This window comes from Candidatus Edwardsbacteria bacterium (assembly GCA_031082425.1).
GTDB lineage: Bacteria > Edwardsbacteria > AC1 > AC1 > EtOH8 > UBA2226.
In genome coordinates this window covers 274,687-292,726 of sequence record JAVHLB010000002.1, presented here as the reverse complement: position 1 = coordinate 292,726, position 18,040 = coordinate 274,687, and the positions used below count along the sequence as shown (strand labels likewise).

General features: G+C 58.6%; 11 protein-coding genes and 1 riboswitch. Of the genes, 6 read left to right on the top strand and 5 right to left on the bottom strand.

The features are described from left to right. The 6 genes from RDU76_03030 to RDU76_03005 all read left to right on the top strand — a co-directional run bounded on the left by RDU76_03030 (position 1) and on the right by RDU76_03005 (position 7,879). Positions 1–1,644: an NAD+ synthase gene (locus tag RDU76_03030; protein ID MDQ7797903.1), complete on the top strand. Its 1,644-nt coding sequence runs from the start codon at positions 1–3 to the stop codon at positions 1,642–1,644. 180 nt (positions 1,645–1,824) lie between these two features. Continuing rightward, positions 1,825–2,688, top strand: a complete 864-nt coding sequence (locus RDU76_03025) for a class I tRNA ligase family protein (protein ID MDQ7797902.1) — start codon at positions 1,825–1,827, stop codon at positions 2,686–2,688. A 1-nt stretch (position 2,689) separates the two neighbouring features. Beyond that, positions 2,690–3,526, top strand: coding sequence for a sulfide/dihydroorotate dehydrogenase-like FAD/NAD-binding protein (locus RDU76_03020; GenBank protein ID MDQ7797901.1), 837 nt, complete (start codon positions 2,690–2,692; stop codon positions 3,524–3,526). A 13-nt stretch (positions 3,527–3,539) separates the two neighbouring features. Continuing rightward, entirely contained in the window at positions 3,540–5,357 is a 1,818-nt protein-coding gene (gltA, locus tag RDU76_03015; protein ID MDQ7797900.1) for an NADPH-dependent glutamate synthase, read from the top strand. A 134-nt stretch (positions 5,358–5,491) separates the two neighbouring features. Then, on the top strand, positions 5,492–6,850 hold the full coding sequence (gene gdhA, locus RDU76_03010; GenBank protein ID MDQ7797899.1) for an NADP-specific glutamate dehydrogenase: 1,359 nt from the start codon (positions 5,492–5,494) through the stop codon (positions 6,848–6,850). 471 nt (positions 6,851–7,321) lie between these two features. Beyond that, the gene (locus RDU76_03005) at positions 7,322–7,879 is read left to right on the top strand and encodes a hypothetical protein (protein MDQ7797898.1); all 558 of its coding nucleotides are present in this window, start codon (positions 7,322–7,324) and stop codon (positions 7,877–7,879) included. A 144-nt stretch (positions 7,880–8,023) separates the two neighbouring features. On the opposite strand, the gene RDU76_03000 is transcribed toward RDU76_03005, so the two are convergent. From RDU76_03000 to RDU76_02980, 5 genes are all read right to left on the bottom strand, one after another. Continuing rightward, on the bottom strand, positions 8,024–8,992 hold the full coding sequence (locus RDU76_03000) for a serine hydrolase domain-containing protein (GenBank protein ID MDQ7797897.1): 969 nt from the start codon (positions 8,990–8,992) through the stop codon (positions 8,024–8,026). A 216-nt stretch (positions 8,993–9,208) separates the two neighbouring features. Further along, complete coding sequence (locus tag RDU76_02995) at positions 9,209–11,509, bottom strand: PEP/pyruvate-binding domain-containing protein (protein MDQ7797896.1); 2,301 nt, start codon at positions 11,507–11,509, stop codon at positions 9,209–9,211. A gap of 93 nt (positions 11,510–11,602) precedes the next feature. After that, positions 11,603–12,979, bottom strand: coding sequence for a tetratricopeptide repeat protein (locus RDU76_02990; GenBank protein MDQ7797895.1), 1,377 nt, complete (start codon positions 12,977–12,979; stop codon positions 11,603–11,605). Positions 12,980–13,018: 39 nt separating this feature from the next. Further along, positions 13,019–16,000 carry a PEP/pyruvate-binding domain-containing protein gene (locus RDU76_02985; GenBank protein MDQ7797894.1) on the bottom strand — a complete coding sequence of 994 codons (2,982 nt, stop codon included), beginning with the start codon at positions 15,998–16,000 and terminating at the stop codon, positions 13,019–13,021. Between the two features lie 352 nt (positions 16,001–16,352). Then, positions 16,353–17,639: a Glu/Leu/Phe/Val dehydrogenase gene (locus RDU76_02980; protein ID MDQ7797893.1), complete on the bottom strand. Its 1,287-nt coding sequence runs from the start codon at positions 17,637–17,639 to the stop codon at positions 16,353–16,355. 191 nt (positions 17,640–17,830) lie between these two features. After that, positions 17,831–17,954, top strand: a riboswitch (TPP riboswitch). The last annotated feature ends 86 nt before the right edge of the window (positions 17,955–18,040 follow it).

Sequence of the window (18,040 nt, the reverse complement as noted above, 5' to 3'; positions counted from 1 at the left end):
TTGAAGATAACCATCTGTCAGCTTAACCCACTGGTGGGCGATATTGAGGGAAATGCCAAGAAGATCACCGGCATCCTGGCCCAGACCAGGGCCCAGAGGCCCGACCTGATAGTTTTTCCCGAACTGTTCCTGACCGGCTACCCGCCCCGGGACCTGCTGGAGAAGTCCTGGTTCATACAGCGCTGCAGCGCCGCCATCAATGATCTGGCAGAGTTCTCCCGGGAATATCCGGAGACCGGACTGATAATCGGGGCACCCGCTCCGACCGGCAGGGACAGCGGCAAGGGACTGTACAATTCGGCCATATTCATCCATAACGGCAGGCAGTCGATAGCCCAGCACAAGACCCTGCTGCCCAGCTATGACGTTTTCGACGAGGCCAGGTATTTCGACCCGGCGGATTCGGCGGGGCTGATCGAGTTCAAGGGTGAAAAGCTGGGCCTATCAATCTGCGAGGACGCCTGGAACCATCCCGACCTGTGGCCCAAGCGCCAGCCTTACGATTACGATCCGGTGGCCGACCTGGCCAAGATGGGGGCCAGCCTGCTGATAAACATCTCGGCCTCTCCCTTCGAGTCCGGCAAGGAAAGGGCCAGGTTCGAACTGATCGGACGGCACGCCAAAAAACACGGGCTGCCGTTCATCTATATCAACCAGGTCGGCGGAAACGACGAGCTGGTGTTCGACGGCCGGAGCTTCGGGGTGGACAAAAACGGGCAAATGGCCTGGTCGCTGCCGGCATTCCAGGAGGAGGTGGTGACCATCGACAGTTCCCTGCCGGGCAAATTTGCCGAACCGCCGGTTCAGGATGAGATCGGATCGATATATTCAGCCTTGAAACTGGGAGTGCGGGATTATTTCCGCAAGTGCGGCTTTAACCAGGCGGTGGTGGGGCTTTCCGGAGGGATCGATTCGGCGGTGGTGGCGGCCATCGCCGCCCAGGCTTTGGGGCCGGACAACGTGCTGGGCATCACCATGCCCTCGCCCTTCTCGTCGCAGGGAAGCGTGGATGATTCCCGCAAGCTGGCAGACAAGCTGGGCATCGCGCTCAAGGAGATATCCATCATCGAGGTCTACGAAAAATACCTGGAGACGCTGGAGCCCCATTTCGAGGGCCGGGCGCCGGACATCGCCGAGGAGAACATCCAGGCCCGGATAAGGGGCAACATCCTGATGGCCTTCTCCAACAAGTTCGGCCGCCTGGTGCTGACCACCGGCAACAAGAGCGAACTGGCGGTGGGCTACTGCACGCTTTACGGCGACATGAGCGGCGGGCTGGCGGTGATATCCGATGTCCCCAAGACCACCGTCTACCGGCTGGCCGAACACATCAACCGGGAGCGGGAGATCATTCCCCGGGCCGTGATCACCAAGCCCCCCTCGGCCGAGCTGAGGGCCGGCCAGAAGGACCAGGACACCCTGCCGCCATACGAGATCCTCGACAGGATCCTGGAGGGGTATTTGGAAGACGATCTGTCGGTCGACCAGCTGGTTGGCCAGGGGCTGGACAGGGATACGGTGGAGTGGGTGGCAAGAACCGTCCGCCAGAACGAATACAAGCGCCAACAGGCGGCTCCGGGGATCAAGGTCACCGGCAAGGCCTTCGGGGGCGGCCGCCGGATGCCGATCGCGGCCAGGTACTGAAAATAGAAAACAATGGTTTGGTCCCAAAATTTAATCCGGATGCAGAAAATATTCGATATTCGGCAGCTAAGGTATTTCGAGGCCATAAATCAGGGTATCCCCTATTGTGTCATCAGGGAAAGTATTGTAGTGTAATAAATAGTTAAGGACCGGCTAAATTCAGAAGAAGGAGGAGAAAGCATGGCTTCTCAGGTAGCATTGAAAGTAAAGTGCCCGTCCTGCCGCAAAAGCCTGATGGATAAGGCGCACAAGGTCGACGGCCAGCCCGCCATCGGCTTGAGGGTGGATGTCCGGGGAAAGAAAGGATGGCTGAGGCTCTCGCCGGTCTATGGCAGCTACAAAGTGGAAAGCGAGTTTCCCATCGCCCAGGATGCCCTGGTCAGGATATCCTGCCCCCATTGCCAGGCGGCATTGAAGAGCTCCAGCCAGTGCGAGGTCTGCGGCGCCCCCATGGTGCCGATGATGTTGGAGGAGGGGGGCAAGGTCTTCATCTGTTCCCGCAAGGGATGCAAGAAGCACTTCCTGGAGTTCGAGGACTTGAACAAGGCCCTGACCAAGTTCTACGACACCTATGCCCTGGGCGGGGATCGGCAGCAAGTCCTGCCAGGCAGGAAAGGGCCGGCAGTCGAGGAGCCAGACGCAAAAGAGATCATGGCCAGCGGCAGCTTTCTGCAGTCCTATTGCCCGCATTGCAAGCATACCTTGATAAACCACTGCTCGCTGACCTTTACGGTGGTGGGCCGGGGCGGGGAAGAAGGGATGTTGCTGCTATCGCCCTATCTTAATGTGTTCACCAACAGCTCGACCATCGAGATACCCCACGGGGAGGAGGTCAGGGACCTGCGATGCCCGCACTGCGACCACTCCCTGCTGGAGAAGCTTAAGAAATGCGACCGGTGCGGATCGCGGATAGCCAAGGTCACGGTGGGAGCCATGCACAAACTTATCACCTTCTTCATCTGTCTCCGCAAGGGCTGCACCTGGCACGGGATCTCGGGGGAGGATACCAAAATGATAATGCTGGAAGACAGCCAGGAGTGGTAAGATGTATCCCATAATAGACCGCCAGGAACTGGCCAAGGGCAACATGGTGCTGATCACGGTGGAGGCCCCCCAGATCGCCCGAAAGATCAAACCCGGGCAATTCGTGGTGCTGAGGATCAACGAGACCGGCGAACGGATCCCCCTGACCGTGGCCTACAAGGACCTGTCGCACGGCACCATCACCATCATCTTCATGGTGATCGGGAAATCCACCGCCCTGCTGGGGTCGCTCAAGGTGGGGGACGCCATCAAGGACCTGGTGGGACCGCTGGGCGTCACCGAGGAGTTCACCAAACTGGGGACCGTCGTCGGCATAGGCGGCGGCTCGGGCATTGCGGTTCTGCACCACCTGCTGCAGGGCTATGGGGCCGCCGGCAATAAGCTGGTGGGCATCATCGGCGCCCGGGAGCGGGACCTTCTGATACTGGAGGATGAGATGAAAAACCTCTGCCAGCAGCTGATCGTCGTCACCGACGACGGCAGCTACGGGATGCACGGTCTGGTGACCGACGCCCTGAAGACCCTGGTGGAGCGTGATGATCCCGAGCCGATCGACCTGGTGATCGCGGTGGGTCCGCTGGTGATGATGCGGGCGGTGTGCCAGCAGACCAAGCTGTACAACATCAAGACCCTGGTCAGCCTGAATCCGGTGATGGTGGACGCCACCGGAATGTGCGGGGCCTGCCGGGTGTCGGTGGGGGGCAAGACCAGGTTCGCCTGCGTCGAGGGGCCGCACTTTGACGGGCATCAGGTGGATTTCGACGAACTGATCCAGCGCAACAACACCTACGGCAGGGACGAGAAGACCTCGCTCCTGTTCTCCATCAGAGCCAAATGATAATGAGCCGATCATGTCAGAATTGAAGAAAGACCAGATCGACAAGATCGCCCCCGGCACCGAGTTCACCATCTACTGTCCGCACTGCCACCAGGGGCTGAACCTTTACGAGCCGAAGTCCAATAAGACCTGGTTCCGCCTGAATATCACTTCCGGGGGGCGGAAGGATGAGCTGTTTTTAAGCCCCAAGGTGGACGAGTTTGAACAGCGGTCCGGACTGGAGCTGGCCGAGGGCCAGGTGATGGAGGACCTGTCCTGCCCCCTGTGCCAGGCTTCGCTGATCGAGCCCGGGGCCCACTGCGGGGAATGCGATTCACCGGCCGCCAAGATAATGATCACCGTCCATTCCCGGCTGATACCTTTCTATATCTGCACCAAGGTCGGCTGCCGCTGGCACGGGATATCCCGGGCCGACCAGCTGAGGATCAAACCCAAGGTGGCCCGGCAGAGGGTGCCGGAACAGGATGCGCTCCTGAGGATCCGCAATTTCCAGGAGGTGCCCTATGGGTTCACCAGGGAGACGGCCCTGATCGAGGCCCATCGCTGCCTGAACTGCAAGGATCCCAAGTGCCGCATCGGGTGCCCGGTGGACATCGACATTCCCGGGTTCATCGGCTTGATCAAGCAGGAGAAATTCGCCGAGGCCGCCCAGAAGATCAAGGAGAAGAACGCCCTGCCGGCCATCTGCGGACGAGTCTGCCCTCAGGAGGATCAGTGCGAGAAAAACTGCATCCTGGCCCTGAAGGAGACCCCGGTGGCCATCGGCAGCCTGGAGCGTTTTGCGGCCGATATGGAGCGGGAGACACAGTCGGTGGTAATCCCCAGAAAGGCTCCGGCCAACGAAACCAAAATAGCAGTGGTGGGAAGCGGGCCGGCCGGCCTGACCCTGGCCGCCGACATGGTGGGCAAGGGCTACAGCGTCACCCTGTACGAGGCGCTGCACAAGCCCGGAGGGGTGCTGGTCTACGGCATTCCAGAATTCCGCCTGCCCAAGGCCATCGTGGAGGCCGAGATCAACTACCTGCGCCGGATGGGGGTCAAGATAGAGCTCAATTCCCTGATCGGCCGCCTGTTCGACCTGAACGACCTTCGGGAGATGGGCTACCGGGCCGTCTATCTGGCGGTGGGGGCCGGTCTCCCGGTGTTCATGAGCATCCCCGGTGAGAACCTGTGCAACATCTATTCGGCCAACGAATACCTCACCCGGCTGAACCTGATGAAGGCCTATGCCTTTCCGGATTACGACACTCCGGCCCCCAAGGGCCGCCAGGTGGTGGTGGTGGGCGCCGGAAACGTGGCCATGGACTGTGCCCGGACCGCCCTGCGGATGGGAAGCCGGGAGGCCACCATCGTCTACCGCCGCTCCCGGAGCGAGATGCCGGCCCGGCTGGAGGAGATCCATCATGCCGAGGAGGAGGGCATAAGATTCCGGCTGATGACCAATCCGGTGCGGTTCATCGGCGATGATCAGCGTTGGGTGCGCCAGATAGAATGCGTCCAGATGAAGCTGGGCGAGCCGGATTCCTCGGGCCGCCCCAGGCCGATACCCATCGCCGGATCGAACTTTTTGATAGACACCGACCTGGTGATCGTGGCGGTGGGCGCCGGACCCAATCCGGTGGTCTTTTCCGGTTTCCCCGACATCGAGAGGAACCAGATGGGATACATCAAACCGCTGACGCCTGCGGGCCGCACCAACCTGCCGGGGGTCTGGGCCGGAGGGGACATCGTCACCGGCTCGGCCACCGTCATTTCGGCCATGGGCATGGCCCGGCTGGCGGCCGATGATATGCACCGCTATCTGAAAGAGAAACAGGTCGCCTGGCGCTAAAAGAGGGCCCCAAAAACCGGTTATATTTGTCTTGACACTTTGAAATTAAGGATATATAATACAAAGTTTAACGGGCCCCAAATGTTATTTTATAACAATGCCCCTTTTAACCATTAACTTTTAAGGAGATGCCAATGTCCCACATCACCGACGTGATCGCCAAGGTCAAGGCCAAGAATCCGGGAGAGCCGGAGTTCCACCAAGCGGTAGAGGAGGTCATGAAGACCCTGGAACCCACCGTAGCCAAGCACCCCGAGTTCGTCAAATGGAAGATCTACGAGCGGATCTGCGAGCCGGACCGGGTGGTCATGTTCCGGGTGCCCTGGGTGGACGACAAGGGCGAGGTCCAGGTCAACAAGGGATTCCGGGTCCAGTTCAACAACGCCATCGGACCCTACAAGGGCGGCCTGCGCTTCCATCCCTCGGTCAACCTGGGGATCATCAAGTTCCTGGGCTTCGAGCAAATATTCAAGAACAGCCTGACCACCCTGGCCATGGGCGGCGGCAAGGGCGGCTCGGATTTTGATCCCAAGGGCAAGAGCGATCTGGAGGTGATGAAGTTCACCCAGTCCTTCATGCGCGAATTATTCCGCCACATCGGAGCCGACGTGGACGTGCCAGCCGGAGACATCGGAGTGGGTGGCCGAGAGATAGGCTACCTGTACGGATATTATAAAAAGATCCGCAACGAGTTCACCGGCGTGCTGACCGGCCGGGCCCGGGAATACGGCGGATCGCTGATCCGGCCCGAGGCCACCGGCTACGGGTCGGTGTATTTCGGGGCCGAGATGCTGGCCACCCGCAAGAAGGATTACAAGGGCCTGCGCTGCATAGTTTCCGGCAAGGGCAACGTCACCCAATATACCATCGAGAAGATCAACCAGCTGGGCGGCAAGGCCCTGTCGATCTCCGACTCCAGTGGCACCATCATCGACGAGGAAGGCATCAGCGCCGAGAAGCTGAAATACGTCATGGAGCTGGCCGAGGTCAAGCGCGGCCGGGCCAAGGAATACGCCGACAAGTATAAGAGCGCCAAGTATTACGAGGGCAAGAGCGTCTGGGACGTGGTCAAGGAACAGGGCATTAAGTTCGACTGCGCCTTCCCCTCGGCCACCCAGAACGAGATCAATGCCGAGCATGCCCAGGCCATGGTCAAGAACGGCTGCTTCCTGGTCTCCGAAGGGGCCAACATGCCCTCCGACCTGGCGGCCATCAAGATCTACCAGGACAACAACGTGCTGTACGGACCGGCCAAGGCGGCCAACGCCGGCGGCGTGGCCACCTCCGGGCTGGAGATGGCCCAGCAGAGCTCCCGCTGGTACTGGAACCGCGAGGAAGTGGACCAGAAGCTGCAGAGGATCATGCAGGCCATCCACCAGCAGTGCCTGGATGCCTCCGAGACCTACGCCACCAAGGGCGATTATCTGGCGGGCGCCAACATCGCCGGGTTCGTCAAAGTGGCCAAGGCCATGGTGGCCCAGGGCGTGGTATAGAATAGGGACCTAACGCTTCAAAAGTTAAGCGCTTTGCTTGTTTCAGCGCAGGCTCCAACCCTTCCCCGTGAGGGAAGGGAGCATAAAAGAGCCCCGCAGTGATGCGGGGCTCTGGTTCGTTTGTGGCTGGGCATTCCAACCCAAAAAATATGTTGACAAAAAACAAGCGGGGATATACAATTGCCTCATTAAAGGCCGGGACAAAATATAATTTTAAAAGCGGAGAAGGACCATGGCTAAAGATCAGGACATTAAAAAGGACGGCAAAAAGAAGGCCGGGAAATCCCTGATGGAAAAACGATTGGCCAAGAAGGCGAAAAAAGCGGGCAAGTAAGCAGTTCCAATCACGGAAATATCAAGGCCCCCGCCGAAAGCGGGGGCTTTGTCGTTAAATAGCTATATCAATGCCATTGACTTTAATAGCCCGGTCTTTTATAATCACACCATTGAACATTGCTTAGAACGGAGGCCATGAAGATCAAGGGCATGATCATAGCCGCCCGCAAGGAGTTCGTCAACGAAAACTTCGGCCCGGGAGCCTGGGAAAAGGTGCTGAACGGCCTGTCACAGGAGGACCAGCAGCTGATAGGCGAATCCATCCTTTCCAGCCAGTGGTATCCCTTCGAGATCGGCGACCATATCGACAAGGCCATCGTCAAGGTGCTGGGCAAGGGCGACAGCCTGGTGTTCGAGCAGCTGGGGGCCAAGTCGGCCCAGAAGAGCCTGGCCAAGGAACACCGGACCTTCCTGGCGCCGGGCGATCCCCAGTCTTTCATGAGGAAGACCGGCTCCATCTACAAGTTCTATTACGACACCGGCTACCGGGATTACCAGGCCACCGGGCCCAATTCCGGGGTGATCACCACCCATAAGGCCGAGACCTATTCCATCCCCGACTGTCTGACGGTGGTGGGCTGGTACAAGGAGGCCCTAAAGATGTGCGGGGCCAGGGATGTAAAAATAATCGAGGAAGAATGCCGGGCCACCGGCGGCACGGTGTGCCGCTATAAGGTGGAGTGGAAGATATGATAGGTGGAAAGCGCACCCGAGTATTTTAATATAAAAGATGACCAGATAGACCAGCGATAAGACAAAGCCCCCGTTAATAACGGGGGCTTTGTCTTATAAGGTATCATTTATTTTGCCGATGGTCACCGTTGACATCCAAAGGGTTCACTCATTAGTCAACAAATATTTTGCCGCCAGCAGCGAGATGTCGTTTGACGAATGTTTTGGTTTGGAGATATTGCGGATGACGGTGATGGTCAGATCGTAATCGGGGAAAATCAGATCGATCGAATTCATTCCGTCGCCCATTCCGGGATGATAATAAAACTTTTTGCCGTCAAGGTCGCTGACCCCCAGGCCCAACCCGTAATCGGTTGATTTTCCGGAATTCAATAAAATCGGCTCCCAAAGTTTTTGGTAGTTTTGGGGCAATTTTTTGCCGGAGAGCAAGGCCATTTCCCATTTTGCCATATCCCGGGAGTTGGATATCACGCCTCCTCCTCCGATCAGATTTGAGAAGTGCATAACCCTGGCCTTCCGGAACCCCGCCGAATCGGGAAGATATCGCTGGACAGCATTCACTGCGTCATTTTTGAAATCGCAGGCGTAGGTGTCGTTCATTTTCAACGGCTTGAATATTTTTTCCTTTAGAAAGGCGGCATAATCCATTTTACTGAGCTTTTCTATCAGGGCCACGATTATGGTGTAGCCGGTATTGCAGTAGATATATTTCTCACCCGGCTCGCCGCGGAACTCGCCTTTGAAGGCCAGGTCAATGATCTGGTCGACGGTATGAGCCTTATCGATGCTGTTCATGAATTCATCGTTTTGGGTCAGCTCGGGCAGCCCGCTGGTATGTGAAAGCAGCTGCTGAATGGTGATTTTCCTGCCGGCCAGGGGCAATTCCGGAAAATATTTGGTGATATCATCGTCCAGCTTCAGTTTGCCTTCCTGCACCAGGAAAAGAACCGCCATCCCGGTGAATTGTTTTGACATGGAGGCGATACCCAGAACATGGCCGGAGTTGAGTTTTTGGCCGGACTCCAGATCTGCCAAGCCATAATACTTATCGAATATTATCCTATTGCCGTGGGTGATGATAACCGACGCCCCGGGCTCGCTATCCGGGAGCATCTGGGACAGCTCCTTCTCCAATTGCCCCAGTCTGTTTTCATATACATCACCAGATCGGGCGAGCGCCGGACTTAACCAAAAGCCTAGAATAAGTGCCAATATTATTCTGTTCATGTTTTTGATCTTCTCTTGAATGATTAAGTGGTTAAAAAGACAAGGCTATCAATAGGTTTTGTTTATAAATAGCGATAGCGGTATTTATTCTGCCCAGGGTGTCTATTTCCTTTTAATGAACCCCAGGGCCTGGTCGTTGTCGCCGTCCATGATCACCGAGACGGTGGCGTCGGCCATCATCTTGGAGACATTGATCACCTTGATGACCTTTTCCAGCTTCTTGAATTCCGGCAATATCCTCTTCAGCAGGTTCGGCGCGTCTTGGAAGAACTTCTCGTTGAACACCATGTTCTTCTCGTCGGGATACAGCGGGAGGTAGCGGATCCTGGCCTCCACCAGATCCTGGAAGAAATGGGTGCCGAATGAGACCTCGGGCACGTAATCCTTCTTCTTCTTGGCCACCTCGATCAGCATGGCGGTGTTGTTGATGTCCGAATAGCCCACCCGGACCCCCAGCTTGATGTCTCCCCGGCTGCCCCAGCGGCCCGGCCCCATCAGAATGAACTTCTGGCGCGGAAGCTTATTGTTCAGCTCACCAATGGTCCGCCCCACCTGGATTAATTCCTCCATGGTGGGCAGGGAATCGTATTCCGCCGGGTCCACGTAGACCAGGTATTCGATGTCCTCCACCTGGGCGGTGGTGACGAACTTGTCGGCGGTGAACAGAATATCGTCCCGGGGCACATCCTTGGGCACCGGGATATTATGCACCCCGCCCGATTGGCTCTGGGGCCGGCACTGCAGCAGGTACAGCTTATGGATGTCGCCGTCGCAGGCGAATTCTATGTCCACCGGCCAGCCCAGTTCCTTGCTGAGGATCTCCAGTATGGCCTTGATCTGGGGGATGAAGGGGCCGTGGGTCAGCAGTTTGGAGAAGGTGACCACCGGCGTCCCCTTGTCGTAATCTATCATGGTGCCCACCGGGGTGAACATCTGGCCATCCTGGTAGATGGAGATGATCTGGGGCAGGGCCGGATACTCCTGGCCATACTCCTGCACCAGCTTCTCGAAGTTGATGGTCTCGAAACGGTGGGTGGTCAGGTTGATGACGTCGATATTCTTCTGGGAATACCACAACACCTCCTCGGGGCTGGCGTTCACCCTCAAGCCGGGCTGGCCGGGACAGACCAGGGCCGGATAATCGTCGCCCATCCGGTCCACCGCCCGGGTGCCCAGGCCGGCCACCAGCCGGATGATGCCGTCCTCCCGCCTGATGCGGGGCGACCAGCGGAACTCGTTGGAGCTGAAGGCCACCCCGGCATAGGCCGGAAAGAAATAACGCCCCACCCGCTGCCCCACCACCTCCTGGATGACGATGGCCATCTCCTCGTTGAAATCCAGCAGGCCCCGCTCCCGGCGGTACTCGATGGGGTCCGGCCCGAAGACGCTGGCGTACACCTCCTCGATGGCATCGATCAGGGCCTCCAGCTTCTCGCGCTTGGTGCCCTGGTTGGCCACGAACAGGCTCTTGTATTTTCCGGCAAAGGAGGAGCCCAGGGTGTCCTCCAGCAGGCTGGAGGAGCGCACCACCAGCGGACGGTCGCCGAAATCGTCCAGGGCCAGGCTCAGGCCGGCGATGATCTCCGGCGACATGGAGGAGTTCTTGAAGATCTGCTCGATGTAGGGGTACTCCTGGCGGATCTCCACCGGGTCGCGGTACTTGATGGTGGGCATCTCCTCCAGGGCGTTGAAATGCAGGAAGTCCAGGATGCCATCGGAGGTGACATACCAGGTCTTGGGGATGGTCAGGTTGCGCAGGGCGATGGTGTTCTTCTTGGCGGCCAGCAGGATCTTCTCGGCCCGGAACAGGCCGGCCGCCTTGCCGCCCAGCTTGCCGTTGCCGATGGCCGGGCCGATGGTGCGGGACAGCACCGGGGCGAAATCGAACACCGTCACGTATCGCTTGGTGGTGTTGATATAATCCAGGTCCTCGCTGAAGAAGCGCCGGATCAGGGCCACCCGGACCCCGATGCGTTCCTCGGGCGACAGGCTCTTCTGGGCGTCGGACATCAGGCTGAAGCGGGTGACGGCCTCCGTGATCTCGGCCAGGGAGACGTCCCTTTTTTCGGCGGCCATGGCCAGGAAGCGGGCCTGCTCGTGCTTGACCCACAGGCTGATCATCCGGGAGATCTCCTCGGCGTTGACCTCCTGGGCGGCGATGGTGAACACCTCGTCCATTATCTCCTGCAGCAACACCTGGTTCAGGCGGGGCATGGGCTGGTTCTCGCTGTACTCCCAGTCGGTGGAGGTGGAGTCCAGGCGCTTCATCAACCCCTCGATCCGGGAGATGTTGCGCTTGTAGAGATAGTTCATCATCTTGCGGCCGATCCGGTTCAGCAGGATGGGATTGGTGTCTCTCAGCAGGTCAACTATCACCTGCCATTCTGGTTTGTGGCTGTTCATTTGGGGCTCCTTGATGGATGAGTAAGGGCGCTTGATGGCTGTTGTTCAACCTGGGATGATAGGCCTGACGGGCCAAGGCCTCCGCGTCACGGCTCAACTATCCAATTCGGCGATCCGGTCCCGATACTGGGCCTTGGGAGTTCTTTGGTACAAAAGGCGATATAGAGCCAGGGCTTCGGTCCGATGTCGGTCAACGCCGGTGATTTCATACAGGCGGTGATTCAGGTCTGCCAGCTGCCGGTCGTCCGTTGCTTCCGCCAGCATGCTTTCCAGCAGCTGCCGGGCCCGGCCCTTTTGGGTCAGGCCCAGGATGTCCGCCTGCAGGATCCGGCAGCTGAAAACAATGTCCGGGACCACTATCTCTTGGGCGATCTGCAGGGCTTCGGCGTTCAGGGTCTCGGCTTCGGGGACCTTCTGCTGGGTGAAAAGCAGATCGGCCCTGGAATGGAGGTAACTGCACAGGTAGAATTTGAGCTGCAATTGTCGGGCAATGGCAATGGCCCGGTCATAATGCTGCCCGGCCCGGCGGGGATCCTGCAGCTTGTTATAAAGCTCCCCCAGCGAGCCCATGGTTATTCCGACGCTTTCCTGATCGTTCAGCTCTTGGGCAATCTCCAGGCTTTGCCGGTACGATTCCAAGGCTTTGGCGTAATCTCCCTGATCCATGTAGACAATGCCCATATTGCCGGCCGATATCCCCAGATTCCTCCGGTCCCCCAGCTCCTGGGAGATGGCCATCTGCTGGTGATAGCATTCCAGGGATCTGGCATAGTCGCCCTGCTGCATATAAAGAAGGCCCATGTTGCCGATGACGTTGCTGATCCCCTTCTTGTTGCCCAGGCTGCGGTGAAGGGCCAGCCCCTTTTGGTACAATTCCAGGGCCCGGGGATGATCCCCCTGTTCCATGTGGATCAGCCCCATATTGTTCATAAGCGAGCTGATGTTCTGCCGGTCATCGGCCTCGGTGAGTATGGCCAGGGATCTTTGATAACAGTCCAGGGCGCTTGAATACTCTCCCTGATACAGATGAACATTTCCCATCATCAGGTAGGTCCGGCCGGTTTTGGGTGCGTCCCCCAGGGCCTCGGCAATGCCGAAGGTGGTCCGGTAGCATTCCATGGCCTTTGGGTACATGCCCTGATTGAAATAGACCATTCCCATGTTGATGAGTGATTTCCAGACCCCCGGCTTGTCCTCCGAGACGGACGAAATCCGGTAGGCTTCTTCAAAAAGCGCCAGCGCCTGGGGATAAAGACCCTTCAGCCGTAAAATATTGCCCAACCCGTTCTGGTCACAGGCGATCGTCTCCGGATCATTGCTTGCCTGGACCCATTCCAGATTGGCCCGGAAGATCGCTTCGGCCTCGTTCCATCTGCCCACCACCTCAAGCACCGCAGCCTTTCGGTCCCACAGCTGATGGGGATAGAATTCGGGCCGGGCCCCGGGGTTCTTCCGCCAAAAATTTTTCAAGCTATGGATATTCTTCATTATATTTTAAGACGCGATAGCCTACTGGGGATCAAGGATAACCCCGTGGCCGGTGCGTCCGTCGATCATCACCTTCAGCGGTTTGGCAAACCGCAGGTGGCGGACGTTCTCCGATTCGCCGACCAGCGGCCCCTGTTCCAGCCGGGTCCAGTCCATACCGCCGTGCTCCGGGTCCAGGGGCACGGTGAAATAGCCGATCCTCAGCGAGGTCATGTTCTGGAAGAAGTGCGAGCCCTGGGAGGGATCCACGTTCATGTTGGGGAGGCTGACCTCGACCATGGTCTTGGCCCGGCTGATCTGGTTCCATTTGACCGGGATGCCCAGCCAGGGATCGGAGGACCCCCAGCGGCCGGGGCCGACCAGGATATAGCTGCGGCCCTCCTCCTTGAGCCGGGCGTTGAACTTCTCTATCTCGTTGGCTATCCTCTGGCTGTTGGCGGCGTTGAAGGTGTCGGGCTTGACGTAGACAATATCGGCCATCTCCTGGTTGACCCCGTTGCCCAGCACCTGATGGCTGTAGCACAGGGCGTCCCTGAAGTTGTTCTCCCTGAGGTCCACCTTGACCAGCTCATCGCCCACCACCAGGGGGCGCACCTGCAGAAAACCGAACTCGGCCGGCAGCACATTCCGGGGGTCCAGGTTCACCGCGAACTCCATCTCGATGGGACAGCCCATGGCCTCCCGGGAGAGTTTCAGCAGCCGCTCCAGGATGCCGGCCAGGGGGAAGACGTCGTTCTTCAGGATGTTGGCAAAGGTGACGCTGCGGGGCCCGGGCTGGTTGATGCCGTCGTAGAACTGGTCGTTCTGGGGGGAATAGGTGGAGGCCAGGTTGCCCAGGGTGCCGTCCCGTTCGGCCTGGTCCAGTCCGGCCTTAAGCAGGTACTGGTCCTCATCGGCAAAGGCGGTGGTGGCCAGGGGCCGCATATTGATGGCGTAGAATTCGCGCTGGGAGTTGTTGAGCATCTCCTTGGTGGTGCCGAACTGCGGCAGGATCCGGGGATAGGCCGGGGTGAACCTTAAGGTGGCCCCGCCGTCCACCACCGTCTTGCCCAGCCCCAGGGCCACGTTGACCACGCCGTCCTCGGGGGTGGCGCTGCCCACCGGATAGAAGTTGTAGGAGCGGGCCACCCCGGAGAAATCCGGGTAAAAACTGCCGTTACGCTTCTGGCCCACCACCTCCTGGATGACCACCGCCATCTTCTCCTCCTCCACCCGGTGGTTGGTGGATTCGATGTAGGCCTTGGCCTGCTGGAAGAAGGTGGAGGCCCACACCAGCTTGATGGCGTTGGCCAGGCTCAGGAAACGGGCGTCCAGATTCGGTTCGTTGTTGGGGATCATCTTGGTGACGTAGATCCCGGCGAAGGGCTGGTAGAGGGCGTCCTCCAGCAGGCTGGAGGACCTTACCGCCAGGGGGGTCTTGAGCTGCCGAATGAAATCCAGCAGGTCGCCCACGATGGTGGCCGGCAGTTCGGCATGGAGGAAGGCATTGGCGATCCGGATGTCCGAGGTCTCCTGCAGGGCCATGCTGAAAAGGTGGTTATGGCGGACGAACTCGTCGAACAGGTCGGTGCCCAGCACCAGGGTGCGGGGGATGGAGATCCTGATCTCCGGAAAATCACCGTCCTTCAGGTTGGCGGTAAGCACCTTGTCGATGAAGGCCAGTCCCCGGGCCTTGCCGCCCATGGAGCCGCAGCCCATCCGGTAGAAATGCCACTGGTTGAGATTGAACTGTCGGGAGTAGTAAAAAACGCCGCCCCGGTGCATGCCGTTATAATGCTCCAGGAAAGCCTCCTTGATGGCCCGGCGCAGCAAACGGGGGTCGGCCTGCCCGGCGATCCCCGGCTGGTAGATCTTTTCGGCCAGCTGGAACTCGGTGCGGACCAGCAGCCAGCGCTTGAGGTCCTCATGACGGTAATAGGTCGACAACAGGTCGGGCGGCAGGCTTTCCACCACCGACAGAAAGGCCTCGATATTGGCCACCCGGGCCACCTCGTTCCGGTCTTCGTCCCGGAACACCAGGTCTCCGAAATCGAAATGATCGGTCAGGATCTGGTGAAAGTCGCCTATCAAGGTGGGGCTGTTCTTCAGCAGGTGGGCGGCGTTGAGCTCCCGGGCGACCTGCCGGGTGTTCTCCTCGCTGGACTGGAACATTATCGGCAGAAAGGGCTGCTGGGACCTTACCATCCTGACGAAATCGATCCCGGCCCGGTCGTCCAGCTTTCCGTTGCGCGGACAGCGGATGTCGCTGAAGATGCCCAGCATGCTGTCCCGGTACTTTTGGTAGATGGCCACCGCCTGTTCATAGCTGCCGGCCAGGTGGACCTGGGGCCGGCCGTTCTGCCTGAGCACCCTCTGGGTGAAGGGCAGGTTCTCGTCCAGCAGCCGGCTGGTCTGGTTCCACAGTTCCTCGTATATCAGGTAGATGTAGGAGGAATAGAACTGGACCGAGTCCTCCAGCACCAGCAGGTTGGGGACCCCCACTAGACCGGTGTCGTGCTCGGAGTTCTTGACGTCCTCGATGTACTGGATGATGCCGGCCATGATCTTGCCGTCGCCCTGCCAGGCGAAGATCTTGTCCACCGAGCGGCCGTCGTCGGCCTCCACCAGGCGCTGCAGCTCCGGGGTGTTGTAGGCCAGCACCACCACCGGCAGGCCGGGGTGCTTTTCCTTTACCGTCCGGCCGAAGGTGAAGGGGTCCATGTCCCCCAGCCGCTGGATGGTGACCACCAGGTCGAAGGGTTCCGCATCCAGCGCCTTCAGGGCGGCCTGGCCGCCGGTGGCCCGGGTGATGGCCGGGACATAGCCCAGATCGCGCTGCTTGTAGATCTGGCCCAGCAGGTCGGCCAGCCGGCCCTCCTCCTCCAGGATGAAGGAATCATACAGGCTGGCCACCAGCAGGACCCGGCGGACCCGGTAGGACATCAGCCGCTGCAGCTTGGAGGAATAGAAATCGTCCAGGACCAGCAGCTCCCGATCGGGCGGTTTTTGATTTGATGATGGCATAAGCGATTTTGAATTATAAAACATTAGTATATGCCAAGCAGTGGGGTAAAATCAATGATTATTTGCAATGATAATCGCATCGTCCTCCCGGGGGCTCCAACGCAACACCGGTTGAGAGATGAATGATGGCCATCCATTCAGCTGGTCGAGCGTTGGGCTGATCTCGGGGTGACAGGGGTATTGTAATCCCGAGGGGGCTTCGAAGCGTTACAAGTTGGGGGCTGAGCTATGGTCACCCTTCAGCTTGTCGGGCCTGGGTGCGATCTCAGGGTGACAGCGTTCTCAAATAAAGAGGCGCAGGAAATATTTCCTGCGCCTGCTAACAACTAAAATCTATCAGCTAATAACTAAATTACACCCAGCCCCTCAGTTTGCAGGCCTCGGCCACCCGCTGAATGGCGATCATGTAGGCCGCATCGCGCATGTAGACCTTTTTGTCCCGGGCCAGGGCGGAGACCTTCAGGAAGGCGTCGGTCATCTTGGTGTCCAGCTTGGAGAGCACCTCGTCCTTGGTCCAGAAGTAGTTCATGTTGCACTGCACCTGCTCGAAGTAGCTGCAGGTGACCCCGCCGGCGTTGGCCAAAAAGTCGGGGATCATGAAGATGCCGCGCTGCTTGATGATCTCGTCGGCCTCGGGGGTGGTGGGGCCGTTGGCGCCCTCCACGATCAGCTTGACGCTCTTGGCCATCTTGGGGGCGTTGTCCTTGGTGACCTGGTTCTCCAGGGCGGCCGGAACCAGGATCTCGACGTCCTGCTCGATCCAGGCATCGCCGTCCAGCACCTGGTAGCCGGCGGCCTTGGCCTTTTCCTTGTTGATGCCGCCGAAGCGGTCGGTGATCTTTAAAAGCTCGTCGGCGTCGATGCCGGTCTTCTTGAGGAAGGTGTAGGATTTCTGGTCGGCCTGGTCCCAGCAGGAGACGCAGACCGGGGTTCCGCCGTATTCCTTGTACAGCTTGACGGCGTACTGGGAGACGTTGCCGAAACCCTGGAAGGCGGCCTTGGTCTTCTTGATGTCGAGGCCCATCTCGCGCAGGGCCTCGCGCATGACATATACCACGCCGTAGCCGGTGGCCTCGGTGCGGCCCAATGATCCGCCCACCCCCAGCGGTTTGCCGGTGATGAATCCGGGGTACTTGCCGTTATGGATCTTTTCGTATTCGTCCATCATCCAGATCATGTGCTGGCCGGAGGTCATCACGTCCGGAGCCGGCACATCCTGGAAGGGCCCGATGTTGTAGGCGATCTGGCGCACCCAGCCGCGGCAGATGCCCTCCTGTTCGCGTTCCGAAAGATGATGCGGATCGCAGATGACCCCGCCCTTGCCGCCGCCCAGGGGGATGTCCACCACCGAACACTTCCAGGTCATCCAGGTGGCCAGGGCTCTTACGGTGTCCACTGTTTCCTGGGGGTGAAAGCGGATGCCGCCCTTGCCGGGGCCGCGGGCATCGTTGTGCTGGACCCTGAAGCCCTTAAACACCTTGACGGTGCCGTCGTCCATCCGGACCGGGATGTTGAAGTGATACTCCCGCATGGGGTTGCGCAGGAGGTCACGGGTTGCCTGATCGAGCCCCAGTTTTTCGGCCACGCCATCGAACTGCTTTTGGGCCATCTCAAAGGCATTAAAGGATTTGTCAGCCATGAGAATCAGCTCCTTTTATGAGTATTTGATATATATGAAGCCCCTGCAGAATAGCCGCAAAAAGCACAGAATATTCGACAGAGGCCTCTGTTATTCCAAATTCATGCGGATTATATCACAAGCAGAAATTAAAGTCAAATCCATTCGGATGGCATTTCGTATTGACAAAACCTTTCGATAGTCGTATACTTCGTAACAGCTGGGGGAGCATAAGGCTTAAAATGCCAGGCTGAGAGGCCCGATCAAGTGAAAGATGGGGCGACCCCTTAACCTGAACTGGGTAACACCAGCGGAGGGAAGCGCAAGTACCAGGGGGTTATCGGCTTTTGCTCCGCAAGATAGGGCAAAGGTTTTTTTGTTTAAGATCACCTGCCCACGAAACACACGAATATTTTTGCCGG

Bases quoted from the DNA above. Each gene is read 5' to 3' on its own strand.
- gdhA (MDQ7797899.1), top strand. From the start codon at position 5,492: ATGTCCCACATCACCGACGTGATCGCCAAGGTCAAGGCCAAGAATCCG.
- RDU76_02995 (MDQ7797896.1), bottom strand. From the start codon at position 11,509: ATGAACAGCCACAAACCAGAATGGCAGGTGATAGTTGACCTGCTGAGA.
- RDU76_02985 (MDQ7797894.1), bottom strand. From the start codon at position 16,000: ATGCCATCATCAAATCAAAAACCGCCCGATCGGGAGCTGCTGGTCCTG.
- RDU76_03020 (MDQ7797901.1), top strand. From the start codon at position 2,690: ATGTATCCCATAATAGACCGCCAGGAACTGGCCAAGGGCAACATGGTG.
- gltA (MDQ7797900.1), top strand. From the start codon at position 3,540: ATGTCAGAATTGAAGAAAGACCAGATCGACAAGATCGCCCCCGGCACC.
- RDU76_03025 (MDQ7797902.1), top strand. From the start codon at position 1,825: ATGGCTTCTCAGGTAGCATTGAAAGTAAAGTGCCCGTCCTGCCGCAAA.
- RDU76_03000 (MDQ7797897.1), bottom strand. From the start codon at position 8,992: ATGCTCCCGGATAGCGAGCCCGGGGCGTCGGTTATCATCACCCACGGC.
- RDU76_02980 (MDQ7797893.1), bottom strand. From the start codon at position 17,639: ATGGCTGACAAATCCTTTAATGCCTTTGAGATGGCCCAAAAGCAGTTC.
- RDU76_03005 (MDQ7797898.1), top strand. From the start codon at position 7,322: ATGAAGATCAAGGGCATGATCATAGCCGCCCGCAAGGAGTTCGTCAAC.